24 protein-coding genes are annotated in these 21,690 nt (G+C 35.7%); 11 read left to right on the top strand and 13 right to left on the bottom strand.

Features of this window, described 5'->3' with window-relative positions:
• Positions 1 to 91: 91 nt before the first annotated feature.
• From BLV64_RS07250 to BLV64_RS07240, 3 genes are read left to right on the top strand one after another with little or no spacing between them, the layout of a single operon-like run.
• The gene (locus BLV64_RS07250; RefSeq protein WP_092133536.1) at positions 92 to 1,540 is read left to right on the top strand and encodes a RimK family protein; all 1,449 of its coding nucleotides are present in this window, start codon (positions 92 to 94) and stop codon (positions 1,538 to 1,540) included.
• Positions 1,540 to 2,766, top strand: coding sequence for a glutamate-cysteine ligase family protein (locus tag BLV64_RS07245; protein ID WP_092133535.1), 1,227 nt, complete (start codon positions 1,540 to 1,542; stop codon positions 2,764 to 2,766). Before BLV64_RS07250 ends, BLV64_RS07245 begins: the two co-directional genes overlap by 1 nt.
• Complete coding sequence (locus BLV64_RS07240; protein ID WP_092133534.1) at positions 2,763 to 3,446, top strand: N-formylglutamate amidohydrolase; 684 nt, start codon at positions 2,763 to 2,765, stop codon at positions 3,444 to 3,446. The genes BLV64_RS07245 and BLV64_RS07240 overlap by 4 nt, the downstream gene beginning before the upstream one ends.
• Here BLV64_RS07240 and BLV64_RS07235 read toward each other — a convergent pair.
• From BLV64_RS07235 to BLV64_RS07215, 5 genes are all read right to left on the bottom strand, one after another.
• Positions 3,443 to 3,685, bottom strand: a complete 243-nt coding sequence (locus BLV64_RS07235; protein WP_092133533.1) for a VF530 family protein — start codon at positions 3,683 to 3,685, stop codon at positions 3,443 to 3,445. The genes BLV64_RS07240 and BLV64_RS07235 overlap by 4 nt on opposite strands.
• A 3-nt stretch (positions 3,686 to 3,688) precedes the next feature.
• Positions 3,689 to 3,904, bottom strand: coding sequence for a DUF6500 family protein (locus BLV64_RS07230; protein ID WP_092133532.1), 216 nt, complete (start codon positions 3,902 to 3,904; stop codon positions 3,689 to 3,691).
• Positions 3,905 to 3,906: 2 nt separating this feature from the next.
• On the bottom strand, positions 3,907 to 5,205 hold the full coding sequence (locus BLV64_RS07225; protein ID WP_092133531.1) for a DEAD/DEAH box helicase: 1,299 nt from the start codon (positions 5,203 to 5,205) through the stop codon (positions 3,907 to 3,909).
• 164 nt (positions 5,206 to 5,369) lie between these two features.
• On the bottom strand, positions 5,370 to 6,044 hold the full coding sequence (locus BLV64_RS07220) for a uracil-DNA glycosylase family protein (RefSeq protein ID WP_092133530.1): 675 nt from the start codon (positions 6,042 to 6,044) through the stop codon (positions 5,370 to 5,372).
• Positions 6,044 to 6,763 (bottom strand): tetratricopeptide repeat protein, encoded by a 720-nt coding sequence (locus BLV64_RS07215; protein WP_092133529.1) that lies wholly within the window; start codon positions 6,761 to 6,763, stop codon positions 6,044 to 6,046. The genes BLV64_RS07220 and BLV64_RS07215 overlap by 1 nt, the downstream gene beginning before the upstream one ends.
• Before the next feature lie 87 nt (positions 6,764 to 6,850).
• On the opposite strand from BLV64_RS07215, the gene BLV64_RS07210 reads away from it, so the two are divergent.
• Complete coding sequence (locus tag BLV64_RS07210; protein ID WP_092133528.1) at positions 6,851 to 6,982, top strand: 30S ribosomal protein THX; 132 nt, start codon at positions 6,851 to 6,853, stop codon at positions 6,980 to 6,982.
• 1 nt (position 6,983) lies between these two features.
• Here BLV64_RS07210 and yaaA read toward each other — a convergent pair whose 3' ends face one another.
• The 4 genes from yaaA to BLV64_RS07190 all read right to left on the bottom strand — a co-directional run bounded on the left by yaaA (position 6,984) and on the right by BLV64_RS07190 (position 10,598).
• The gene (yaaA, locus tag BLV64_RS07205) at positions 6,984 to 7,742 is read right to left on the bottom strand and encodes a peroxide stress protein YaaA (protein WP_092133527.1); all 759 of its coding nucleotides are present in this window, start codon (positions 7,740 to 7,742) and stop codon (positions 6,984 to 6,986) included.
• 283 nt (positions 7,743 to 8,025) lie between these two features.
• Positions 8,026 to 8,763, bottom strand: a complete 738-nt coding sequence (locus BLV64_RS07200; RefSeq protein ID WP_092133526.1) for a YoaK family protein — start codon at positions 8,761 to 8,763, stop codon at positions 8,026 to 8,028.
• A 228-nt stretch (positions 8,764 to 8,991) separates the two neighbouring features.
• The gene (locus BLV64_RS07195) at positions 8,992 to 10,035 is read right to left on the bottom strand and encodes an RluA family pseudouridine synthase (RefSeq protein ID WP_092133525.1); all 1,044 of its coding nucleotides are present in this window, start codon (positions 10,033 to 10,035) and stop codon (positions 8,992 to 8,994) included.
• Positions 10,036 to 10,043: 8 nt separating this feature from the next.
• Positions 10,044 to 10,598 carry a PASTA domain-containing protein gene (locus BLV64_RS07190; protein WP_092133524.1) on the bottom strand — a complete coding sequence of 185 codons (555 nt, stop codon included), beginning with the start codon at positions 10,596 to 10,598 and terminating at the stop codon, positions 10,044 to 10,046.
• A 182-nt stretch (positions 10,599 to 10,780) separates the two neighbouring features.
• On the opposite strand from BLV64_RS07190, the gene BLV64_RS07185 reads away from it, so the two are divergent.
• Both BLV64_RS07185 and coaD read left to right on the top strand, forming a co-directional pair.
• Complete coding sequence (locus BLV64_RS07185) at positions 10,781 to 11,758, top strand: D-alanine--D-alanine ligase (protein WP_092133743.1); 978 nt, start codon at positions 10,781 to 10,783, stop codon at positions 11,756 to 11,758.
• Between the two features lie 47 nt (positions 11,759 to 11,805).
• Positions 11,806 to 12,258 carry a pantetheine-phosphate adenylyltransferase gene (gene coaD / locus BLV64_RS07180; RefSeq protein WP_092133523.1) on the top strand — a complete coding sequence of 151 codons (453 nt, stop codon included), beginning with the start codon at positions 11,806 to 11,808 and terminating at the stop codon, positions 12,256 to 12,258.
• Between the two features lie 79 nt (positions 12,259 to 12,337).
• On the opposite strand, the gene BLV64_RS07175 is transcribed toward coaD, so the two are convergent.
• A complete protein-coding gene (locus BLV64_RS07175; RefSeq protein ID WP_092133522.1) occupies positions 12,338 to 13,999 on the bottom strand; it encodes a SulP family inorganic anion transporter in 1,662 nt (553 codons plus the stop codon).
• Positions 14,000 to 14,190: 191 nt separating this feature from the next.
• Here BLV64_RS07175 and BLV64_RS07170 point away from each other — a divergent pair, with 191 nt between their 5' ends.
• Entirely contained in the window at positions 14,191 to 15,942 is a 1,752-nt protein-coding gene (locus BLV64_RS07170; RefSeq protein WP_092133521.1) for a M14 family metallopeptidase, read from the top strand.
• A gap of 15 nt (positions 15,943 to 15,957) precedes the next feature.
• Here the strand turns inward: BLV64_RS07170 and BLV64_RS07165 are convergent, their stop codons facing one another.
• Positions 15,958 to 16,641, bottom strand: coding sequence for a hypothetical protein (locus tag BLV64_RS07165; RefSeq protein ID WP_092133520.1), 684 nt, complete (start codon positions 16,639 to 16,641; stop codon positions 15,958 to 15,960).
• A gap of 40 nt (positions 16,642 to 16,681) precedes the next feature.
• On the bottom strand, positions 16,682 to 17,263 hold the full coding sequence (locus BLV64_RS07160) for an NUDIX hydrolase (protein WP_092133740.1): 582 nt from the start codon (positions 17,261 to 17,263) through the stop codon (positions 16,682 to 16,684).
• Positions 17,264 to 17,394: 131 nt separating this feature from the next.
• Here BLV64_RS07160 and pyrE point away from each other — a divergent pair, with 131 nt between their 5' ends.
• Together pyrE and BLV64_RS07150 are read left to right on the top strand one after the other, a co-directional pair.
• Entirely contained in the window at positions 17,395 to 18,039 is a 645-nt protein-coding gene (pyrE, locus tag BLV64_RS07155; RefSeq protein WP_092133519.1) for an orotate phosphoribosyltransferase, read from the top strand.
• Between the two features lie 30 nt (positions 18,040 to 18,069).
• Positions 18,070 to 18,465, top strand: coding sequence for an SRPBCC family protein (locus BLV64_RS07150; RefSeq protein ID WP_092133518.1), 396 nt, complete (start codon positions 18,070 to 18,072; stop codon positions 18,463 to 18,465).
• On the opposite strand, the gene BLV64_RS07145 is transcribed toward BLV64_RS07150, so the two are convergent.
• Positions 18,462 to 19,193 carry a biotin--[acetyl-CoA-carboxylase] ligase gene (locus BLV64_RS07145; protein WP_092133517.1) on the bottom strand — a complete coding sequence of 244 codons (732 nt, stop codon included), beginning with the start codon at positions 19,191 to 19,193 and terminating at the stop codon, positions 18,462 to 18,464. The genes BLV64_RS07150 and BLV64_RS07145 overlap by 4 nt on opposite strands.
• 106 nt (positions 19,194 to 19,299) lie before the next feature.
• Here BLV64_RS07145 and rsfS point away from each other — a divergent pair, with 106 nt between their 5' ends.
• Positions 19,300 to 19,671, top strand: a complete 372-nt coding sequence (rsfS, locus tag BLV64_RS07140; RefSeq protein WP_092133516.1) for a ribosome silencing factor — start codon at positions 19,300 to 19,302, stop codon at positions 19,669 to 19,671.
• Positions 19,672 to 19,680: 9 nt separating this feature from the next.
• Complete coding sequence (gene ftsH, locus BLV64_RS07135; RefSeq protein WP_092133515.1) at positions 19,681 to 21,642, top strand: ATP-dependent zinc metalloprotease FtsH; 1,962 nt, start codon at positions 19,681 to 19,683, stop codon at positions 21,640 to 21,642.
• The last annotated feature ends 48 nt before the right edge of the window (positions 21,643 to 21,690 follow it).

Here is a 21,690-nt window from a genome sequence, read left to right as displayed (position 1 = left end):
TACGATACATTTACTATACATTGTGCACACGTTACATAGACTATAGCACAACTTAACTATTGTAAATATAAATCGCTATGAAGCGTCTTTAATGCAAAAATACATTATTGTCAATCAGCCAGAAAAATGGACTGTTGCCATTGATCATATCTCTGTTATATCGTCACAAGACTATTTAACCAATCCTAAATTTTCTAAACTAAAAAAAGCAAGGATATTTAACCTGTGTAAGGACTATTCGTACCAATCTAAGGGTTATTACGTATCCTTATTAGCTGAGGCACGAGGGCATTTAGCAATTCCTACCGTTAAAAACATTGTCGACTTAAAAACACTAAAACTAGTACGTATCGTATCGGATGAGTTTGACGATGTGATTCAGCATCATTTAAAAAATATCAAATCTCAAGAGTTTACCTTGAGCATTTATTTCGGTCAAAACGTAGCCCAAAAATACAAAGAGCTGAGTGCCTTGTTCTACAGGCATTTTCAAATGCCCTTTTTGCGTGTCAAATTCAACCACACGACAAAATGGAACATTCAAAGTATTCGTGCTATATCAGAAAATGAAATTCCTGACGAACACAAAGAGAGTGTTCGCCTATTTGCGAATCAGTATTTCTCAAAAAAACGATACGACACCCCTAAACTCATAAAGTCCGATTTCGATTTAGCGATATTAGTCAACCCAAAAGATCCAGCACCACCGAGCAACCCGAAAGCATTAAAAAAGTTTACAGAACTTGCTGAAAAGATGAATATTTACGTCGAAATTATAGAACCTAAAGATTTATCGCGCTTATCTTCTTTTGATGCCTTGTTTATTCGTCAAAGTACAGAAGTTAATAACGAAGCCTATGCCTTTGCTCGAAAGGCACAAAAAGAAGGCTTAGCAATTATAGACTACCCAGATGCCATCCTTAAGTGTTGCAATAAGGTATATATGGCCGAAGCCTTGCAAAATGCGAATATCGACACCCCAAAAACCTGTATCGTCCACAAGGAAAATAGAGATAGCATATTAGATATTACAGGACTACCCTGCGTTCTTAAGGCACCGGATTCCACCTTCTCATTTGGTGTTAAAAAAGCAAAAACACGAGCCGAATACGATGCCTTGGTTACAGACATGCTTAAAGAATCAGACTTGATAATAGCCCAAGAGTTTTGTCCGTCGGACTACGACTGGCGAATTGGTATATTAGATGACAAGCCTTTTTATGCTTGTAAATATTATATGGCAAAAGGCCATTGGCAAATTTACAATTGGAAAGCTAAAAACAAAAATGAACAAGATGGTGATGCCGATTGCGTGCCGATTGAAAACGTACCAAAAAAGGTTTTAAATATGGCTATTAAATCGGCTAAACTTATGGGGAAAGGTTTATATGGCATAGATATAAAAGTAGTAAATAACAAACCTATGGTAATCGAAATTAACGATAACCCGAATATCGATTTTGGAGTGGAAGACGCGTATTATGGTGACGCCGTGTATACCGATATCCTATCGGCATTAAAACAACGACTAGAATCCTAATGAATAAAAAATATCATTTATTTGAAGTGTACGGCATCGAATTAGAATATATGCTGATAAACAAGGCTACATTTAAAGTCGCACCTAAAGTAGACACCTTATTAACAAAAAAAAACGGCAGCCTAACTTCAGATATTGACAACGGCCTAATTGCATGGAGTAATGAGTTAGTGGGTCACGTGGTGGAACTCAAAACAAATGGTCCGACGCCTCAATTAAATCATTTATCAGAAGCCTTTCATAAAAACATTATTGAAATCAATAGTCTATTAGACACTGAAGGTCTACAGCTATTACCAACAGCTTCTCACCCCTTAATGAACCCCTTAACAGACACCCAGTTATGGAAACATTCGTATAGTGAAGTATACGAACTCTACAACCGTATTTTCGATTGTAAAGGTCATGGCTGGAGCAACGTACAAAGCACGCATATAAATTTACCATTTTTTGATGATAAAGAATTCGAAAAGCTACATGCTGCTATTCGTGTTATTCTTCCACTAATCCCTGGGTTATGTGCAAGTTCACCAATTTTAGAAGGACAAAACACCGGGTTTAAAGACACCCGTTTAGAATATTACAAAACGAATCAAAAGGAAATACCCGAAATGACAGGTCTTGTGATTCCAGAGCGTGCATTTACAAAACTCGATTATTATACCACAATTTTCGAACCCATTAAAAAAGCAATAAAGCCAAAAGACATTAACGGTATTTTAGACCATCATTTTTTAAATTCTAGAGGAGCTATTGCACGATTTGATAGGAATGCCATAGAAATCCGATTGGTTGACATCCAAGAATGCCCGCAGTCGGACCTCGCTATCTGCATCCTTATTATTGAAACCTTAAAACTGTTAGTCAATAAACAATTGGCACCATTAAGCATGCAAAAACAATGGACTAAAGAAGACCTTTTTGCTATCTTTAATCCAATTATTAAGGAAGGAGAACATTACAAGGTAAGCAACATCGACTACTTACAGTTATTTAAACTTGAAGAAGCATGCACAGTAAATGACATTTGGAAACATTTTTACCAATTAACTAAAGCTAGTATTGATGCATCTCATTATCATGCTATAGAAACCATATTAAACCAAGGTACTTTGGCTACTCGCATACTACAAGCAATAGCCCATGATTACTCTGATACCAACATTAAAACCGTCTACTCGCAATTAGCACAATGCTTACAAACAAATACCGTATTCTCAGTATGAAACTGATAATAACTTGCGAGCATGGAGGCAATAGCATACCAAAAGAATACAGCCCATTTTTTAAAACTGCTAGTAAGGAATTACAATCACATCGTGGTTACGATCCTGGCGCATTAGACCTTTTTAATACTTTAAAAACACTGGCCACGTACAGTCATTTTAGTACAAATAGCAGGTTATTGATAGAGTTAAACCGTTCTTTGCATCACAAAAATCTATTTTCTGATTTTACAAAAGAACTTAAAACCTTAGAAAAACAAGCCATTATTGAACACTATTACTTACCGTATCGCAATGCTATAGAAAGGGAGATTACACAACAAATTAGTAAAAAAGAAACGGTGCTCCACCTATCTATACATTCCTTTATACCTGTTTTTAATGGTAATAAACGCTCTTGTGATCTAGGTATTTTGTATGACAGTTCTATAGACAACGAAAAACAATGGGCAACCAAATTTAAACGGTCTTTACAAGCAGCGGATTCTAATCTACATATAAGATTCAACTATCCATATTTAGGGAAAGCTGATGGCTTTACCACCTACTTAAGAAAGCAATTTCCAGATAATTATTTAGGTATAGAACTAGAACTCAATCAGAAGTTTACGTTACAAAACAAAATACCTTTTGCGCTAAAAAACACCATATTACAAGCCATAAAAAAAGCCTTAAATTAATTAAGGCTTTTTTTATACGCTTGACTTTTAAGCATTTTTAAATATAAGTTTTCAACTTTGGTTCGTGCCCATGGGGTACGACGTAAAAACTTTAAACTAGACTTTACTGTAGGGTTTTCATTAAAACAACGAATTTTAATAGTATGTCCTAGGTATTCCCAACCGTAATGCGCTTCTAAGTCGGTAATTATCTGTTCCAATTTAATTCCGTGTAGCGGGTTGTTTGGCTGTGTTTCCATAAACTAAGAGTTTAAAACGAGAGCTTTAATTTTAACTGCTTTTTCAAAATGATCCAATCGATGGGTTTCAATCCACCATGTTGCTGCTTCCATTAACAAAGCAGGGTTATCATTTTTATTAGCAAAAAAAGCGTAAAAGGAGAGTCCGACAGACGCTCCTTTTTCTGCAATTTTTTTATCGCAAACGGTTAGCATTTTTTCTTTTAACCGAGGCTGCATAACTAAGATCTTGAACTTTTAGAACGCCTGTCGTTAGTTCGCTTAGGGCGTCTTGAATTTGATGCCGATTTCCCTTCACCAGATTTAGCTCCTCGCGGTTTTGAATGATTAGCATTGCGTGAGCGTCCGCCGCCACCGCCTTGTTTTATTGGTGCTGTAGATGCATTAGGATCTGGCTCAAAACCTTCCAATATTTCCACTGGCAAGCGCTCACCAATTAATTTTTCTATATCGCGTAAAAAAGTAGTTTCATCGGCACTAACTAATGAAATAGCCTCTCCCACGGCTCCTGCTCGACCTGTTCTACCAATTCGGTGTACATAATCTTCAGAAATATTAGGAATCTCATAATTAATGACGTGTGGCAATAATGGAATATCCAACCCTCGAGCTGCAATATCGGTTGCTACTAACACGCTTACAGACCCATCTTTAAAACCTGCTAGAGCTTTTGTTCTTGCTCCCTGGCTTTTATTTCCATGGATTGCTGCTGCTGTAATCCCTTCGCTAATCATCTTTTTAGTTAGTTTATTAGCACCATGCTTGGTACGAGTAAACACTAAGACCTGTTTCCAATTCCCTTCGGAAATCAACTTGATGATTAAATCTGTTTTCTTACCTTTTGCTACACGATATACTTTTTGTGAGATAGCCTCTACTGCAGTATTTTCTGGTGTAGCTTCAACTTGTGCGGGATGGTTTAAAATACCATTCGCTAATTTTTTAATATCCTTTGAAAACGTTGCCGAGAACATTAAGTTCTGACGTTTTGCAGGCATTATTTTCATTACGCGTTCAATATCACGTAAGAATCCCATGTCTAACATACGGTCGGCTTCATCTAAAACAAATATTTCTACGTGTTTTAATGACAATAAACCTTGATTATGTAAATCTAACAAACGCCCTGGTGTTGCTACCAGTACATCCACCCCTTGTCTTAAAGTAGACACTTGAGGTTTTTGATTTACACCCCCAAATATAACGGTACTGCGAATATCTAAAAACTCGCTATACTCTCTAACATTAGCATATACTTGTGCTGCTAACTCTCTAGTAGGTGTTAAAATTAAGGCGCGAACCGGACGGTGTCTTTCGGCTGGGCGTTGTGATAATAAATGTAATAATGGCAGTGTAAAACCTGCTGTTTTCCCTGTTCCTGTTTGTGCTGAAGCTAAAACATCGACTCCTAATAATACTGGAGGAATGGCTTTTGCTTGAATTGGAGATGGGGTAGTGTATCCTTTTTTGCTAATAGCTTTTAGCAAGGCTTCGGATAAGCCTAAAGACTTAAATGACATATAAATTGTTTAGAAACCCACAAGTTGTGGGGCTGAGATGACAATTTATTATAAACATCACCTCTTTTAATTAAGCCACAAATGTACACTTAATTTATTCCCAAACACTATAATTGTGTTTTCTTTAGTATTGAAAAGCTCTAAACCCCTAATTTCACCACCTCTTAAAGGTACTCTCGATACTGAAGCACCCTAAAATCAAATGTATTAAATTTCGGTTTTTTGGCTTTCAGTTGTTGATATAAGGGATTTCTAGAAATAGAAATATTAGCAGCACCCGAAGAGGAGGTTAAAGACACTGTTTTTATTACCCGCTCTTGTCCGGAATCTAATTCATCTGGCAATTTAAACTGATGTATTCTAGGTGTTTCCTTTTCTATGACTTCAAGCTTTAACCCGTATGCTTTTAACTGCCTTCTAAAAAAGTATTCAGGACCGTTTTTACTATTTCCTCCAATAAACAACAGGGTTGTTACTGTTGGGCACTGCTTTAAACACCCTATAACATCCCGAAGTTTTACAGCCGTCATCCCTAAATCGGAGGCATCTATTTTACTGCGCTCAGCAGAAGCCACAATATCACATACCCCAATTCTATGCGTTTTAAGATAGGCTTTACGTTGATTCACTGCCTCTACCGAATTATCGAAACGAAGGTTTAACTGATGAATAGCATCGATATACAGCCATAGGGAATTATAATAACTCCCATAACAAAAATCAACATCCTGCTCCAATAATTCACCCGTTGTAAAACGCGGCGGTGGTAAGGTACCGACAATTAATCGGTCGGCATTTTTAGGAATAATCGGCGGATAGGGGTGCTTATGAAGAAACATTAGGCTTTAGCCAATAAAGATTCCACCTCGTTCATAGTAGACTTATACTTTATTTTGTTTGGCTTAGTAAAATGCTCAGACTCTGTTTTTAAATCGTTTAAAATTTCGATCGCATCCTCTTCCTTTCCTTTATTTTGAAGAAACTTAGCGAGTGCTAAACGCTCGTTATAATTGGAGTAACGCTGATCAACTTGTCGTAATTGCTCTTCGGCTTCAACAGCTCTTCCCAATTCGTTTAGAGCTAAACCATAAAGAAACTGCGCGTTCTTACCTTTAAATTCAGAATCCTCTTTTATTTGATCGCCATAAAACACCGCGCGCTCATAGTTTTTAGTATGATAATGTGCAGAAATTAAATCTTTAATTACAAAGAAATTGTTTTGATCTTTATCTTCTAAAGCTACTTCATAATGTTTGATGGCGTTATCAAAATCTTTCATTTCAAAATACGCTTCTGCTAAATTGATTCTATTCAAATACGTATTTGAAAACTCAAGTACCTTCTCTAAATCTTTAATTTTTTTTGTAGGTGTTAAAACGGCTGTTACTCCTTCTTGTATTTTTTCTACATCACGTTTATTATAAACCTGAGTAAACAAATAAATAGCAGAACCAATTGCTGGAACAAATAAAATTAGAAATATCCAATAGTACTGATTCCTGTTTTTTATAAGGTGATAGATGCAATACACTTGCAACGCAACGATAAAATAATACATATGTTAAATTTATTTTAAACTGTTAATTATAATAATTTATACCCGATAATAAGCGTACCTTAAAGGTTAACAAAACTTACACATATTATGGGAAGAGGAGACAAGAAATCAAAACGCGGAAAAATTAGTCGTGGGACTTATGGTGTTAGACGCCCACGTATAAAAAAACGCGTTAAACCAGAAACTAAAATAGAAATCGATAAAAAAATCAAACCTTAATTTATCGTGTAAACACTAAATTATGTTCTGAAGACAGCTCGTCGCTTAGTCCGTAGCCTTCTGCATTAAACCCTTTTAAATCATCAATGGTTTTGGCATTAGTCTCAACGATATAACGCGCCATTAAGCCGCGAGCCACTTTAGCATAAATAGCGACTATTTTATACTTACCATCTTTAAACTCCTTAAATTCTATAGTCGTAACAGGTACTTTTAATAGGGATGTATCTATAGCTTTAAAGTACTCATTACTCGCTAGGTTTACGAAAACCTCATCGTCTTCCAACTCACTATTTAAAGCGGTCGTGATATCTTTTTTCCAAAACTCGTATAGATTTTTATTTTTCCCAACAGGCATTTTTGTTCCCATTTCTAAACGGTAAGCCTGGATTAAATCTAAAGGTTTTAGCACCCCGTACAACCCAGACAATATCCGTACTGTATTTTGAAGCGTATCCAATTTATCCGTTGCAATGCTGTATGCATCCAATCCGCGATACACATCGCCATTAAAAGCATATATAGCAGCACGTGCATTATCTTTAGTAAACGGTACCGACCACTCTTGATTGCGATCGTAATTAAGCTGAGCTAAATTATCACTGATGTGCATTAATTTAGACAGGCTTTTAGCCGACTTACTTTTTAGAAGTTTATTAAGCTTAGCTGACTGTTTTAAAAAATCAGGCTGTGTTGCCTTTTCAGTGGGTAATTGCGTTTCAAAATCCAAGGATTTTGCTGGAGATATTACTAATTTCATTGTTACTTTTTTCGGATGACTAAATTACTACTAATTATTCTGACTTTCCAATAGACTACTATATCTTATGATTGTATTAACGCTTTTAACACGACTCTATTTACCTAGAAAGCCTTAAGTCTAAAGATAGTTTTTAAAACCCTGTTTTCAAACGCTTTTATACTGATAAAACTTATCGATGAATAAGAAGTACTTATAGGCTTTAACTCCGGTATTTTAAGGTAGGGGTTTACGGTAAGAATCGTCTTATTTGAAGCTTTAATCGGATTAAAAACGACTTCTTTTACTGTGATCTTTTGGGAATAAATCGTCTTTTCGTTTTTATCAGGTGATACCTCATATCATCATAAAACAAACTAGCTAATAAAACAAGTGCTGCAAAAATTAGTGTATTAAGTTCCCAATTTAAACTGGAGTACATAAACCCTCCTACTAAACCACCCGCAAAAAAGAATGCTATTATATAGATCCGCAATTTTATATCTGCCTTCCTTCTCTGTTTTTGATGTTGAGATTTAGGAAATAACAAATGAGATAAATCAATGCCTAAATCCGTAAAAAGTCCCGTAAGATGCGTTGTTCTAACCACCGCATTAGAGATCTTAGTCACAAACGAGTTCTGAACCCCCATAGCAAAGAGTAATAAACACACCACTAAATCGGCAGACATGACAATAATATTACTTAGCACTCCAATTACCAATAAAACCAAACATTCGATTACCGTTGGTAAAACATAGACATTAAGTTGCTTATTTCCTTTAAACTTCTCGATAAGAAAACTAGATAAAAAAGACCCGAAGAGAAATGAAAAAATATATAAAAAGTATACCAAGCCTTTCCAGAAATTAAATTCAGAAACATCATTAATAAATAAGGCAAAATGACCTGTCACATTGGTCGTAAGTTGCTTAAAAGCAAGAAAACCCGATACATTTACAACGCCAGCAACAAAAGACAAAAAAGTGGCTATTCGTAAGTTGTGCTGTAAAGTTCTACTGTTGCCTTGATGTTTAAACATGTAGTTTTTAAATTAGGAATGTTTTAGTTATGTTGGTCACCATTGCTTTTTATGATTACAACGTACCGAATAAATTAAAATATAAAACGGCGGCTAGTTTGCTCATACTAAATTAAACATTTTTATATCTTGAGCGACAGATAACCCAAAATTAGTTCAAGCAATAAAGTTCAATAACGCCCTAAAACTAGGACATAAAAAAAGCACGTCTACACGTGCTTTACTTTATTATTCTTCTAAATGTTTCGAGTACCCTCGCCATTTCTCAATACACTGCTGCATATCGTCTGGTATAGGCGTGTTAAACTTCATAAACTCCCCTGTTTCAGGATGCTCAAACCCTAAGGTTTTAGCATGTAGCGCTTGACGAGGCAAGATTTTGAAACAATTATCTACAAACTGTTTGTATTTAGTAAAGGTAGTACCTTTTAAAATTCGTTCTCCACCGTAACGCTCGTCATTAAAAAGAGTGTGTCCTATATGCTTCATATGCACACGAATTTGGTGCGTACGTCCGGTTTCTAACTTACAAGACACTAAGGTTACATAGGTAAGACGCTCCATAACTTTAAAATGTGTCACAGCAGGTTTTCCTTTATCTTCATCATCACCAAAAAACACCGTGTTTTGCAATCTGTTTTTAGGGTGACGGCCTATATGCCCTTCAATAGCCCCCTCATCCTCTTCCATATTTCCCCAAACAATGGCTACATATTCACGCTCACTTGTTTTATCTTTAAACTGCTTAGATAAATGAGCCATAGCATGCTCGGTCTTTGCTACAACAAGCAATCCACTAGTATCTTTATCGATTCGGTGTACTAATCCTGGACGGTCACTAGAGTTTTTTGGTAAATTCTCGAAATGATAAATCAATCCGTTAATTAAAGTTCCCGAATAATTTCCATGCCCTGGATGCACAACAATACCTGCCGGTTTATTAACGACCAATAAGGTATCATCTTCATAAACAATATCTAGGGGCATATCTTCTCCAACCAATAAATTTTCGAATGGTGGGTGAGAAAAAAGCACACGAATACTATCGTGAGGCTTCACCTTATAATTCGCCTTTACAGGCTCGTCATTAACATAAATATTACCTTCTTTTGCTGCGGCTTGAATTTTATTACGCGTTGCGTTTTCAATAAAATTCATTAAATATTTATCAATTCTAAGTGGCGTTTGTCCTTTATCTACGGTGAAAGCAAAATGCTCGTATAACGTATCGTCTTCGCTTTCTGGTAATTCTGGTGTATAGTCTTCTGTCATTATTATTTTTAATTACCGTTTCCGTTTCCTAAAACGAAATCAATAGTTGATGTTTTTGGGAGCTTCTCCCCTAGTTCGATAGCCTTGCCTTCAAAACGTAAGCCCAACACCATATCTTTACCTATATTATCGATATAAGTAATCTTTCCGATTTTAAATCCTAAGGCCTCTAAAGTTGGTTTTGCCTGTCTATAGGTTCGTTGACGTAAATCAGGAACCCCTATTTTACGGTATCCCGACGGATTTAAAGTAATATATATTTTTCGATTCTCCTTAACCTGGCTTCCCGCTTTAGGTTCCTGCTCGATAACAGAAAACTTCGGGTAGTCTGGGTTATAATTCGCCGAATCTTGAATTTCTAAAGTTAACGCTTCTTGCTCAAGCTCTATTTGCGCTACGTTTAAGGACTTCCCTGTTAGATTGGGAACAATTTTAAACTCGTCGTGATTAGTCGATATGTTTAGCCATTTTAAGACCAAAAAACATAAGACAACAACTACGACTACTGCTAACACGAGTTGTTTTAAAAACACTTTACTCGTTAAAAATTTGACTATACTCATAAAAATTATTTAAGTGTACTATTTAAGTCTTAACTAATCGTTTTTTTTCTTAAAATAGTATGGCAAAGATATAAAAACTAAAAGGTTTCTGTTTCAAATAAAATAAATGATATTTTTACGGCGCATAAATAAATTCTTTAATTTAAAGTATCACAAGGCAACAGACATTAAATGCAATGGCAATAAAAAAAAACATAGCGATAATTATGGGCGGATATTCTAGTGAATATCAAATTTCCTTAAAAAGTGGAAATGTAGTCTATAACACACTAAAATCGTCAAACTACACCCCTTACCGCATTCACATCTTTAAAGACAAGTGGGTGTTTGTTGATCACGAGGACCAAGAGTTTCCAGTCGATAAGAATGATTTTTCAGTACTTATTAATAACAAGAAAGTAACATTCGACTGTGTTTTTAATGCCATCCATGGGTCGCCTGGCGAGGACGGATTTATGCAAGCCTATTTTAAACTGCTAGACCTACCACAAACCAGTTGTGATATGTACCAAGCGGCACTGACCTTCAACAAAAGGGACTGTTTAAGTGTTTTAAAACCCTACGGTATTTTAACTGCAGAAAGTTATTATCTTAATTTAGGAGATACCATCCGCGAAGACGATATCATTAAAAAAGTAGGACTTCCATGTTTTGTAAAAGCTAATAAAGCAGGAAGTAGTTTTGGAATTAGTAAAGTGCACAAAAAAGAAGACCTGCAAACAGCTATCGATGTCGCTTTTAAAGAGGATGATGAAATAATTATAGAATCCTTTTTAGACGGTACTGAAGTTTCTGTGGGAGTGATAACGTATAATGGGGAAACTAAGGTCTTACCCATTACCGAAATTGTAAGCGAAAACGATTTTTTTGATTATAAAGCAAAGTACCTTGGCCAGTCTCAAGAAATAACCCCTGCGCGTCTAACCGCTGAACAAGAAGAAAAAGTGGTGACTGTAGCTAGAAAAGTATATGAAATCTTAAAAATGAAAGGGTACTCGCGAAGCGAATTTATATTTAAAGATGGTGAGCCTCATTTATTAGAAGTTAATACGGTTCCCGGATTAACCAACGCAAGTATTTTACCTCAGCAAGCAGCTAAAGCCGGGATTTCGATGTTAGAATTATTTAAAAGCGCTATTGAGGAGGCTCTCAAAAAATAATTTATGTATTTTAAGCCATCAACAATACCGCATAACACAACCCTATTATGAAACGAGCAATATTTCCAGGATCTTTCGACCCTATAACCTTAGGACACTACGATATAATTAAAAGAGCTATTTCTTTATTCGACGAAGTCATCGTGGCTATAGGTATTAATGCCGATAAAAACTACATGTTTTCTTTAGAGCAACGTTTGGAGTTTATAAAAGCATCTTTTAAAGACGAGCCAAAAGTTACGGTAACTACTTACAAAGGGCTAACTGTCGATTTCTGTCAGCAAAACGATGTAAAATTCATCTTACGTGGCTTAAGAAATCCAGCCGATTTCGAATTTGAAAAAGCCATAGCACATACCAACAGAGACCTTGCACCAATAGAAACTGTGTTTTTATTAACTGCAGCAAAAACCTCTTATATTTCCTCGTCTATAGTTCGAGATGTTATTAGAAATAATGGTGATTACACAAAACTAGTGCCCGATAGCGTGCGCGTTTAATACCTGGCAGACATAAAAAAAGTCTACATATTCCCTGAGGGATTATGTAGACTTTTTTATTAAATCTCACCAAACTGACTTAGAATTTATATTCCGAAAGAGGCTTTGGAAACTCCTCTGGGTTCGCCGCTAAATGATAACGCGGGTCGTCGACATCTTCAATTATAACATCTTTAAATTTCGGACTCGCCTTATACATTAACACTTTACAGTCTTCACTCAGGTGTTTTAATTTTATGGTTTTCCCTGACGCTTCGTACTTTTCAACCAAATTAAAAATAGCTTCTAGCGCCGAGTGATCGCTAATTCTACTTTCTATAAAATCAATTTCAACGGTATCAGGATCATTTTTTACGTCAAACTTATCGTTAAAAGCTTGAATGCTTCCAAAAAACAATGGCCCCCAAATTTCATACACTTTAGTGCCATCTTCTTTTACGCGTTTTCTAGCTCTAATTTTCTTAGCATTTTCCCAAGCGAACGCTAAAGCCGAAATAATAACACCCACAAATACTGCAATTGCCAAATCAAAAATAACCGTTACTGCCGATACTGTTATTAATACAAAAGCATCCGATTTTGGTATTTTCTTTAAAATTCTAAAACTAGACCAAGCAAAAGTTTCAATAACCATCATAAACATAACACCTATTAAAGCAGCGATTGGCACCTGCTCGATAAGTTTATCGGTAAACAAAATAAAAGTTAACAAGGTAACCGCCATCATAACTCCAGAAAGACGTCCACGACCACCAGCATTAATATTAATTACCGTTTGACCGATCATTCCACAACCACCAGTACCACCAAAAAGTCCACTCACTATATTTCCTGCTCCTTGTGCTACACACTCGCGGTTTCCATCCCCTCGTGTTTCTGTAAGCTCATCGACTAAATTCATCGTCATTAACGACTCTATCAACCCTACTGAAGCCGCTAGAAAAGCATAAGGCAAAATAAATTTTAAAGTATCTAAGTTAATTGGTAAATTCTCCCAAAGCTCTAAATTCGGTGTAGGAAACTCGCCTTTTAAACCAGTTCCTCCCCCTTCAATAATATAAGATCCTACGGTAGATACATCTAATCCCGTAAATACAACCACAAAAGTGGTGATTAAAATTGCTGTTAAAGCTGCAGGTATTTTAGTCGTTAACTTAGGTAACAACCAAATAATCGCCATCGTTAAGGCCACTAAACCTATCATTATATATAATTCTGTTCCGGTCATAAAAGTGGTGACATACTCTTTTACGCCGTCACTAGACACTTGCAAAGTTTTATGACTAAACATTTTAACTTGTGCCCAAAAAATAACAATCGCTAAACCGTTCACAAACCCCATCATTACCGAGTGCGGTATTAATCTTACAAAGCGACCTAGTTTAAAAACTCCAGCCAAAATTTGAATGACTCCCATTAATATAACACAGGCAAACAAATAGAAAAACCCCATATTCTCAACAGGTTGATCAAACAACATCCCTTTGGTATGCCCTTCAGAAATCATGGTTACAAAAATAACGGCTACCGCACCGGCAGCACCTGTAATTAACCCCGGTCGACCACCAAAAATAGCAGATATAAGCCCCACAATAAAGGCTCCCGAAAGCGCTACTAACGGATCTATTTGTGCAACAAACGCAAAGGCAACCACCTCCGGAATCATCGCTAACGATACTGTAATACCCGCAAGGACATCGTCTTTTGCATTGGGCACTATTTTTCTTATAAAATCTGTCATTTTTTACTTTTTTTTCAGGGTGCAAAAGTACGGTTAATTAACATATACACAAATGCTATTTCCTATATTTGTTTTTATAATATCAATTTGGGCGTGCCCTAAAGGTCGCGCTCTCGCAAGTCGCTTCCCGGTAAAAAAACCGGGAGAGCTTCAACAATTGCTCCATCACTCACGTAAAAAAAATAAAGTTTATGAAAAATATTTTGCTCTGTCTGTTCCTTTTACTCTACGGATGCCAGCTTTCAGAAAACAAAACAGTTCTTCCATTAGATCTTTCTACGCGTTATGAACTATCCAACGGCACCGAAACAGGAACCTATTACGAAGTGATTCAGTTTTATCGCAATTTAGCGACCTCCTACCCTACAATTGCTATAGATTCTATGGGGACTACCGATTCTGGAAAACCCCTTCATTATATTACGTATAGTCCAAAAGCCAATTTTAATTATAACGAACTATCAAAAGACCAAGCCATTGTACTTATAAACAACGGTATTCACCCAGGAGAAAGTGATGGTATCGATGCGACTATGTTACTTTTTCGCGATCTAGCACAAGGAAAACTAGCCGCATTAAAAAACACCGTACTAGTCACCATTCCTATTTATAACGTGGGAGGCAGTTTAAACCGTAATACAGCAACAAGAACCAATCAAAACGGACCTAAAGCCTACGGTTTTCGGGGTAATGCACGTAATTACGACCTTAACCGGGATTTTGTAAAAAGCGATTCCGAAAATGCTAAAGCCTTTGCTAAAGTGTTTCATACTATTACTCCCGATGTGTTTGTAGACAACCATGTTAGTAATGGTGCCGATTACCAATACACGCTTACCCACCTATTTACACAACACAATAAATTAGGAGGCGAATTAGGCGCTTACCTCCACAACAAAATGACGCCTACTTTAGAACAAAATCTTATTACTAAAAATTGGGATATCACCCCTTATGTCAATGTCTTTAATACCGTTCCAGACCATGGGTTTACCCAGTTTTTAGATACACCAAGATACTCAACCGGTTACACCTCCTTATTTAACACTTTAGGACTCATGGTAGAAACCCATATGTTAAAACCTTACCCACAACGCGTGGAAGGCACCTATGAAGTAATGAAATCGCTAATCGATATCACAGAAACCGATTACGCTTATATTAAAGACCTTCGAAAGAAGACTATTAACAGCCTAAAACGGAGTTCTACGTATCGTTTTAATTGGGTGGTAGACACGAGTAAACACACAACGCTACAGTTTAAAGGTTATGAAGGTGAAATAAAGAAAAGTGCGGTTACCGGTCTGCAACGCTTAAAATACAATCGAGACAAACCGTTTACTAAAGAAGTGGCTTATAACAATTACTTTAAACCTACACACGAAGTAAGGATTCCAAGCTATTATGTTATTCCACAAGGATGGCATCGCGTATTATCTTTATTAAAAACTAATAATATCGAACTGACTGTTTTAAAAAAAGACACTATTCTAGAAGTCGAACGCTATAAAATTGATGAATTTAAAACTAGAACACGACCTTACGAGGGCCATTATGTTCATTATAATACCACTGTGATTACCGACACCATAAAAAACAGATTTCGTGCCGGAGATGTTATGGTACCGACCAACCAAAATGGAATTCGTTATATCATGGAAACCTTAGAGCCATCGGCAACGGATTCCTTTTTTAATTGGAATTTCTTTGACACCATACTACAACAAAAAGAAGGCTTTTCTCCTTATGTATGGGAAGATAAGGCTTTAGAACTCCTAGAAAAAAATCCTGGATTACAAGCTGAATTTGAAATTCGAAAATCTGAAGACGAAGCGTTTAAAAATAATTGGTACGCTCAACTTGATTGGCTACATAAGCGCAGTGAGAATTACGAAAAAGCACACTTGCACTACCCTATTTACCGTATTTCAGAAAAAGAGTAGAAAAAACCTTTGCTTCTATATAGAACTAGAGGTGCGTCTTTGCAATTTATTATTTAAGTTTTGGAGGTCTTGTTTTCGCTTAATGAGCTCCACCAGTTCTCCTTTAAAAGTTTTACTATTTCTAAGGTTTGGAAACGATAACTTTCGTTTTGCAAAAGAATTTGAAATAGAAAGAGGTATATAGTTTAAAACGAGAATACATTTTTGAATAAAATCTGTTTTAACTACTTTTAAACCTAACTTACTAGCTGTTCTATGATTGATAATGTACGATGTTCCTTGTATTTTAACTGTTGTATTTTGCCTCTTTTCGAAGTCATTTATTAAACTTAAGAGACCTTCTACATACTGCTGAAGAATAAAATTTGTCCGTTGTGAACCGTCTAATGATTTGTCTAATACAAACACATAATCGAATAAGGAACCACCGTGAATTTTCACTACCCCTTTACTTTCTTTTTCTGCAACAAAAAGGGAGGAGTAATATATTAAACTGCCTTTTTTCTTGAGTGATGGTACGTCGAAAAAAGGCGCTATTATAGACAGTGTAATCGCTAGTGATAGAAAAAAAACCAAATAGAATCCGCTAACAACCCATATGGCTAACATTACTAAATTAATGAGTAATGCAACTCCTGCTATTTTTAATTGGATTTGATTTTGTTCTCTATAAGATTTTGAATAGTAGTTGTGGCGCATATTGTAATAGCATAAACTCTGCGTATAAATTAAAGGTCGTTTAAAACAACAATTTAATATTTGCGTAAGAATTGGTTAAAGCTTCTTGAGCTTGGCTCTCGTTTAACCACTCTACTTTAGTAATGCCTTCGTTTTCTTGCGGTAATAACTCACCAGAATACGTCGTTTTCATTTCAAACCAGTGGGTGATTTTAATTTTAAGTTTACCGTTGCGCTTAAAGATGTGGTAGGTAATCTCTAAAGGTTTTACGATTTCTAATCCAGAAACACCAGTCTCCTCTTCCACTTCTCGCAACGCGGTTTCGGCAATCGTTTCCTTTTTTTCTGCTTTACCTTTAGGCAAATCCCATTTGTTATTTCTGTAAATAAACAAAATGGCTCCTTTATCATTATAAACCTTACCACCCCCAGCGATTACATTAGGTAATTTTTTTAAAAACTTTTTAAGAATTGTTTCTTCATTGTGGTGAATCAGTCGTACTGATTTAACTTTTTTCTTTGCTAAAGTGTGCAACACAGCTTCCATATTAGCATCTTTTAGAAGAAAATTTTTAAAGTCGGTTTCCTTTTCTACTACGGTATTTAAAAAAATAGGTTTGTCATTAACAAAAATACGGTACATATAGAGCTCTAAGTGTTTATTTAGTATTTGTAAAAATATCATTTTTTAAAGAACTGCAATACGTATTAAAATTATTTTTTTTTCAGTCTACATATATCTACTAAATTAAATTATTGTTTATTTTTGCCTTTATGATTATCGACAAATACACCGCCAGACAAACCGCAAAGGTATTACTACAAGTTAATGCCATTAAATTGCAACCAAACGATCCATTTACATGGGCCTCAGGTTGGAAATCACCTATTTATTGTGACAATAGAGTTGTTCTTTCCTTTCCTTTAATTAGAAATTATATTCGCGAGGAAATGGCTAAGTTTATTGAGCAGCACTATGGGAAGCCAGACGTTATCGCAGGAGTAGCTACAGGAGCTATCGCTATTGGCGTATTAGTGGCCGAATATTTAGGTATTCCTTTTGTATACGTTAGACCAGAAGCGAAAAAGCACGGTCGTCAAAATCAAATTGAGGGCTTTATTGAAAGCGGACAAAATGTTGTGGTTATCGAAGACCTAATTAGTACCGGAAACAGTAGCTTGAATGCCGTAAAAGCATTAAAAGAAGCTAAAGTTAACGTTAAAGGTATGGTTGCCATCTTTACTTACGGATTTGATGTAGCTTCTAAAAACTTCGAAGACGCTAACATTACTTTACACACCTTAAGTAACTACGAAAACTTACTACTAGAAGCAGTAGATGCTAACTATATTAAACAAGCTGAATTAGAAACCTTATCGGATTGGAACTCTAATCCGAGTGAATGGAACGCTAATTGATACACTTGTTAAAAACAAAAATACACAACTATGAATTTAGAATCACCTAAAGTAACAATACCAAAATCGGCTGAAGACACGTTTACCTTCTTAAGCGACGTAAAAAACTTTGAAAAACTAATGCCGGAAAACATTAGCAAATTTGAAGTTTTGGATAACGACAAATTTCTATTTGCTTTAAAAGGTATGCCGGAAATCGTATTGAAGAAAAAGGAAAGCACTCCACCAAATCAAATTGTATTAGGCGCTGCTGGAGGAAAATTAGACTTTTCATTGACAGCTAACATAACAGCAATCGACGACAATACTAGTGATGTAAAACTTCATTTTGACGGCGAGTTTAATGCAATGATGGCTATGATGATAAAAGGACCTATCAATAAATTCATCGAAACATTAGCTAGTAATATGAAAACCGCTGTTTAATATAGCAGTGAAATTTCTTTAAGACTAAACGTTTTTAGAATCTCGTCCTCTAATAGCACTTGCAAGTGACCTGTAGATGAGACGCCACGTATAAAACCAGAAAACACACAACCTTCAGCATCCTTAAATGTTGAGGGTTTGTTTTTTCTAAACAACAACGCTTCGTAACGCGTATGCAATGTAGAGAACTCTCCCTCTTCCAACTGTTTGAAAAAGAGTTTTAAATGTTTTAAAAACGTAAGCAACACGTCATCCAATTCAAAAAACTGCTGCTCCTGTACGGCCATAGAAGTTGCTTTTGGTAAATTTGTAAAACTTTTTTGGTTCACATTTAGTCCAACTCCAATTATCGAAGAGTCTAAAACATTCTGTTTTATGACATTTTCAATAAGAATACCGCATATTTTTTTATTCTCTGACAATATGTCGTTCGGCCATTTTACACTAATTTTTCGCACATTAAAGTCCTTTAAAGCAGCAACTAAAGCCAAGGAAATGGCCATACTGATATAAAACTGATTTTCAATTTTAAGGTGTGAATAGGCTTTAAACACGCTAAACGTTAGATTTTCGCCTGGCTTAGCACGCCACACAGTGCCCATTTGACCGCGACCTTGTGTTTGTTGTTTTGTAACGACAACCGTATAATCTTCTAAGCTATTAGTATAGCCTAAATCTCTTAAAAACGAGTTTGTGGATTCGGTGGCATCAAGTTTGATTATACGCATATAAATTGGTTATCTTCGCGTTAAAATTAAATCATAAAAATCTTATGATTTTTTTAAAGTATAAAGAACTAAAAAATAATAACTTTGCACAAATTAAATTAGATTAATGGCAATAAAAGAAATAAATACAGATGCACTTATAACCGCTATAATTGGTGGTATAGAAGATGTAAAAGGTAATGAAATAACTATTTTAGATTTAAGAGAAATAGAAAACACAGTTTGCGATTATTTTATTGTTTGCGAAGGTAATTCAAATACCCATGTAAATGCAATAACAGGATCTGTTCAGAAAAAGGTAAGTAAAGCGTTAAAAGACAAGCCTTGGCACGTTGAAGGAGAAGACAATGCAGAATGGGTGTTGATGGATTACGTTAACGTTGTCGTACACGTCTTTCAAAAACATATTAGAGAATACTATGATATTGAAAGTCTTTGGGGAGATGCCAAAATAACGACAATAGAATCAAACTTATAAAACTTATTCATGGCAGAAAATAAAAAAAATACAACACCAAAGAAACCTAAATTTAATCCGTATTGGATTTATGGTGGGATTATTCTTGCATTAATCGCAGTTCAATTTTTAGGAAGTAATAATTTTAGCGAAAGTGCTAAAATATCTCCTTCTCAATTCTTCGAGTACTTGCGTAACGGCGATATCGATAAAGTAGATATCGTTAATAAAAGAGAAGCAAAAGTATACTTGTCTAAGGAAGCAGAATCAAAATCGGTTCATGAAAAATCAATTTCTAAACCGTTCCCTTTTTCTACCGCTAAAGAACCGAACTACACCTTTGAATTTGGAGATCTTCAAAATTTTGAAAACAGAATCCAAGAGGCAAAGGACAACACGGCTATAACTACTGTTATTAAATACAAAACAGAATCTAACCCTTGGGGAGATTTATTGTTTAGCTTACTTCCATTTGTTTTACTTATTGGAGTGTGGATATTTATTATGCGTCGTATGTCTGGAGGTGCTGGCGGAGGTGCCGGTGGTCAGATTTTTAATATAGGAAAATCTAAAGCCAAACTATTTGACGAAAACACAAAAGTAAAAACAACCTTTAAAGATGTTGCTGGATTAGAAGGTGCTAAAGAAGAGGTACAGGAAATTGTTGACTTCTTAAAGAACCCTGAAAAATACACCTCTTTAGGTGGTAAAATACCTAAAGGCGCCTTATTAGTAGGGTCTCCAGGTACGGGAAAAACACTTTTAGCTAAGGCCGTTGCCGGTGAAGCTAAAGTTCCTTTCTTCTCACTATCTGGTTCTGATTTCGTAGAAATGTTTGTTGGTGTAGGAGCCTCTAGAGTAAGAGACTTATTTAAACAAGCTAAGGAGAAATCACCATCGATTATTTTTATTGATGAAATTGATGCCATTGGTCGTGCAAGAGGAAAAAACGCAATGTCTGGAAGTAATGACGAACGTGAGAATACCTTAAACCAACTGCTAACAGAAATGGATGGTTTTGGAACAAACACAAACGTTATCGTTCTAGCAGCAACCAACAGAGCCGATATTTTAGATAAGGCCCTTATGCGTGCAGGACGTTTTGATCGTCAAATATTTGTTGATTTACCAGATGTTAGAGAGCGTAAAGAGATCTTTGAAGTGCATTTAAGACCTTTAAAGAAAGCGGAAGGCTTGGACATCGACTTTTTATCGAAACAAACACCAGGTTTCTCTGGAGCCGATATTGCAAATGTTTGTAACGAAGCGGCTTTAATTGCTGCAAGAAACGGCAAGAAAGCTGTAGATAAACAATCATTTTTAGATGCCGTTGATAGAATTATTGGTGGTTTAGAAAAGAAAAACAAAATCATCACTCCAGACGAGAAAAAAGCTATTGCTTATCATGAAGCTGGTCACGCCACTGTAAGTTGGATGCTAGAACACGCAGCACCTTTGGTAAAAGTAACTATAGTCCCTCGTGGACAATCTTTAGGAGCTGCTTGGTATTTACCAGAAGAACGCTTAATTGTGAGACCAGAACAAATGCTAGACGAAATGTGTGCGGCACTTGGTGGTCGTGCAGCAGAGAAAGTTATTTTTAATAAAATCTCTACGGGTGCGTTAAGTGATTTAGAAAAAGTTACTAAACAGGCTCGTGCTATGGTTACCATCTATGGTCTTAGTGAGAAAGTAGGTAACCTTACCTATTACGACTCTTCGGGTAGTGAAACAGGATTTACTAAGCCTTACAGTGAAAAAACAGCTGAGTTAATAGATAAAGAAATCTCTAATATTATTGAAGAGCAGTACATAAGAGCTGTGAAATTATTAGAGGAAAACAAAGACAAACTAACCGAGTTAGCGAATGTTTTATTAGAAAAAGAAGTGATATTCAAAGACAATTTAGAAATTATCTTTGGTAAAAGAGCTTTTGAAAAGGATATTCAAAGAGATATTGAAGATGCTAAAAGTCTTGAAGAGGAAGAATAAACACGCTTAACATCGTTAAACAACTTTAAAAATCTTAAATTAACTCTT

Origin of the sequence: Bizionia paragorgiae, assembly GCF_900107625.1 — a bacterium.
GTDB classification, from domain to species: domain Bacteria; phylum Bacteroidota; class Bacteroidia; order Flavobacteriales; family Flavobacteriaceae; genus Bizionia; species Bizionia paragorgiae.
Note: the sequence above shows the minus strand (reverse complement) of the source record. Positions and strands in the feature narration are given on the sequence as shown.